At 64.0% G+C, this 3,136-nt stretch carries 3 protein-coding genes; all 3 read left to right on the forward strand.

The features are described 5' to 3' along the window. Positions 1-554: 554 nt before the first annotated feature. The 3 genes from AC097O_RS24130 to AC097O_RS24140 are packed head-to-tail and all read left to right on the forward strand — an operon-like array spanning position 555 to position 2,204. Positions 555-1,127 carry a dihydrofolate reductase family protein gene (locus AC097O_RS24130; RefSeq protein WP_479595472.1) on the forward strand — a complete coding sequence of 191 codons (573 nt, stop codon included), beginning with the start codon at positions 555-557 and terminating at the stop codon, positions 1,125-1,127. Between the two features lie 48 nt (positions 1,128-1,175). After that, positions 1,176-1,634, forward strand: a complete 459-nt coding sequence (locus tag AC097O_RS24135; protein WP_479595473.1) for an SRPBCC family protein — start codon at positions 1,176-1,178, stop codon at positions 1,632-1,634. A gap of 12 nt (positions 1,635-1,646) precedes the next feature. After that, positions 1,647-2,204 carry a dihydrofolate reductase family protein gene (locus AC097O_RS24140; RefSeq protein ID WP_479595474.1) on the forward strand — a complete coding sequence of 186 codons (558 nt, stop codon included), beginning with the start codon at positions 1,647-1,649 and terminating at the stop codon, positions 2,202-2,204. The last annotated feature ends 932 nt before the right edge of the window (positions 2,205-3,136 follow it).

The following is a 3,136-nucleotide window of genomic DNA, read 5'->3' on the forward strand; positions in this document are numbered from 1 at the left end:
GAAGCGAAGACTCAAACCGTTGCCGCTGCTGAACGTGCCTCGCACAGCAGCCAGAGCGGCGATTCGCATGCGGCGGGGCTTATCCTAGTGCCATGAGGCTCCGACCCCTATTGGCGGGTTGGCGTTGACGTTTTCTGGGTGCCTGCCAGCAGCCTCGGCCGGGATGTGCGCCCGGCGGCGCAGTCACCTTTCTTTGAACGCCAAAGAAAGGCGCCCCAACTGTCTGCGCCCTCCGCTGGCGCTGCGGGAACCTGCGGTGCGCGCTTTGGGCGGGGTCTGGCTAAACTCGGCCTGCGGCCTCAAACAGACGCCAGCCCTTTTCCGCCCAAAGCTGTGCTCCTCGGCGCATACAGATGGGGACCCCGGGGAGCGGGATCGGCCCGGCTGCGCCGGGCATCGCGCCGGTCGCGAGCTGAGGCGGTTGACGTGGTGCAGCATGGGTACTTGAAAAGGGGCCTCAAAATCTGAAAATACCCCATAGGTCTGGGTCCCGGCCTACCGCAATCGTCGATGTACACCAGGGTCCAAAGCACAAGCACACCACCGCACCTTCCATGAAAACCCAGTACTACACCGCAAGCAGCCTCGACGGCTTCATTGCCACCGAAGACGACTCCCTGGAGTGGCTTTTCCCTCTGGGCGATGTGAATGACACCGGCTACCCGTCCTTCATCGCCGACGTAGGTGCACTGGCCATGGGCTCGGCCACCTACGCCTGGATGCTGCGCCACGCAGTCACCGTAATGGACCAGATGGGCAGCGCCTGGCCCTACACGCAACCCACCTGGGTCTTCTCCAGCAGGGCACTGCCGCGCGTGCCCGGAGCCGACCTACGGTTTGTCAGCGGCGATGTCCGGCCCGTGCACGCAGAGATGCGACGCGCGGCCGGGCCCCACAATATCTGGATCGTGGGCGGTGGTGATCTCGCCGGCCAGTTCTTCGATGCCGGTTTGCTCGATGAAATCATTGTCCAGGTCGGCTCCGTGACTCTGGGCCAAGGCAAGCCGCTGTTCCCCCGCCGCCTGACCTCCCCGCCCCTGCGGCTCACCTCCGCCCAACAGATCGGCAGCGGCTTCGCCGAACTCCGCTACGCAGTGCCGCGCAGCCAAGGCAACAGCGCTGCTTGAAGATGGAGTCAGATACCATAAACGCCGCTGCGAATATCGGAGGTATGCATGAAGAAGACCCTTGGCTTTTCAGTCTCCATAAACTGCCCGCGCAGCTTGGTGTGGGAAACCATGCTGAGCCCGGCAGGCTACAGGGTCTGGACCGCGGCATTCATGGAGGGCTGCTATTTCTCCGGCTCATGGCAAGCCGGCCAGAAGATCCAGTTCCTGGCACCCAACGGCGACGGCATGGTCGCAGTCATTGCGGAGAACCGGCTGCATGAATTTATCTCGATACAGCACCTCGGCGAGGTGAGCGCAGGCGTGGAAGACACCACCAGCCCAAAGGCCCTCACCTGGGCACCCGCGTATGAGAAATACACGTTTACAGAAACCGCCGGTACCACCGAAGTCAAAGTGGACCTGGACACGCCTCTTGCGCACGAGGCGTACATGCTAGAGACATTCCCTCGGGCTCTGGCCCTTCTGAAAAGCCTCTGCGAGAACAAGTCGCCAAGTGCCGCCTGACCAACACGTTACATGGGACTCTTGACCTTCAGCATCAACCTCACCCTGGACGGCTGCGTCGACCACCAGGAAGGCATCGCGGACGACGAGGCACACGCTTTCTTCACCCGCCTCATGGACGAGAACGGCGCGATGCTGTGGGGCCGCGTCACCTACGAGATGATGGAAAGCTACTGGCCTGCGGTCGCCCGCGGCGACACGCAGGCACCACCAGCGATGCGCGCGTGGGCGGAGAAGCTGGAGGCCAAGCCCAAGTACGTGGTGTCTTCGACGCGAAAGGACTTCCCGTGGACCCACAGCCACCACCTCGCCGGCGACCTGCGCACCGGCATCCAGCGGCTCAAGGACGCGACCCCGGACGGCGTACTCCTGGGTAGTGGCAAGCTCGCGACCGCGCTGGACCGGCTGGATCTGATCGACGAATACCAGTTGCTCGTCCACCCCAGGATCGCCGGCCACGGCCCGACCCTGTTTGAAGGCGGACTGGCCCGCACGCGGCGGCTCGAATTGGTCTCGGCGCAGCCGTTGCGCAACGGCGCGGTCGCCATGCACTACCGGCGTGCGCGCTGACGCGGAGATGGCTGATGTCGCCCCACAACGCGCTGCACTCGGACGCGGAGATTGGGCTGCACGGGCGGTAGCCAGTGGGGTCGGATCAGATCAGATCACGATTGCGCGCTGAATTGGCTGTTGTCGGACCGATGCTTGCCCGCATTCGTGCTCCGACCCCTCTGGCGGGTTGGCGTTTGCTGGGTGCCTGCCAGCATCGTCGGCCGGGTGATGCGCCCGGCAGCGCAGTCACTTGTTCTTTTGCGCAATCGATGCGTAACCCAAAGAAAGGCGCCCCAACTGTCTGCGCCCTTCGCTGGCGCTACGGGAACCTGCGGTGCTTCGCTTTGTGAGGGGTCTGGCTAAACTCGCTGGCGCTCAAACAACGCCAGCCCTGATCCGCCCAAAGCTGTGCTCCTCGGCGCATACAGATGGGGACCCCAGATGCGGGATCGGGGGCGCACAGCGCCCCCTCGTGCCTGGGGCACGAGTGCCCCCATCCCAGCCTTCCCCCGGTGGGGGAAGGGGTCAGGCAGTGCGCACCTCGGCGCGTGATGGCGCACATTTGGTATTTTTCCCTCCCCCGCCGGGGGAGGGCCAGGGTGGGGGCACCTCGCGCCCTTGGCACGATGCCCGGCAAAGCCAGGCCGATCCCGCTCCCCGGGGTCCCCCTCTAGATGCGCCGAGGAGCGCAGCTTCAGGTGGATCAGGGCTGGCGTTGTCTGAGCGCAGCGAGTTTAGCCAGACCCCACCTGAAGCGAGCACCGCAGGTTCCCCGACGCGCGGCGGGGCGCAGACAGTGGGGGTGGCCTTTTCTTTGGTGACTTTCTTTTGGCCCCCTCCATGTCAGGATAGATGTCGCCTCAACATTTAATGGCAAAGATGGGCGGCAAAAGACAAAGCATGAAACACAAGAGATACACGGCAGAGCAAAAGAAGTGGGCGGTGGAGAA

The sequence above is a fragment of the Rhodoferax sp. LS1P39 genome (assembly GCF_056521425.1).

What these genes read in the sequence shown, in the direction of transcription:
- AC097O_RS24135 (WP_479595473.1), top strand. Translation starts at nt 1,176, where the DNA reads ATGAAGAAGACCCTTGGCTTTTCAGTCTCCATAAACTGCCCGCGCAGC.
- AC097O_RS24130 (WP_479595472.1), top strand. Translation starts at nt 555, where the DNA reads ATGAAAACCCAGTACTACACCGCAAGCAGCCTCGACGGCTTCATTGCC.
- AC097O_RS24140 (WP_479595474.1), top strand. Translation starts at nt 1,647, where the DNA reads ATGGGACTCTTGACCTTCAGCATCAACCTCACCCTGGACGGCTGCGTC.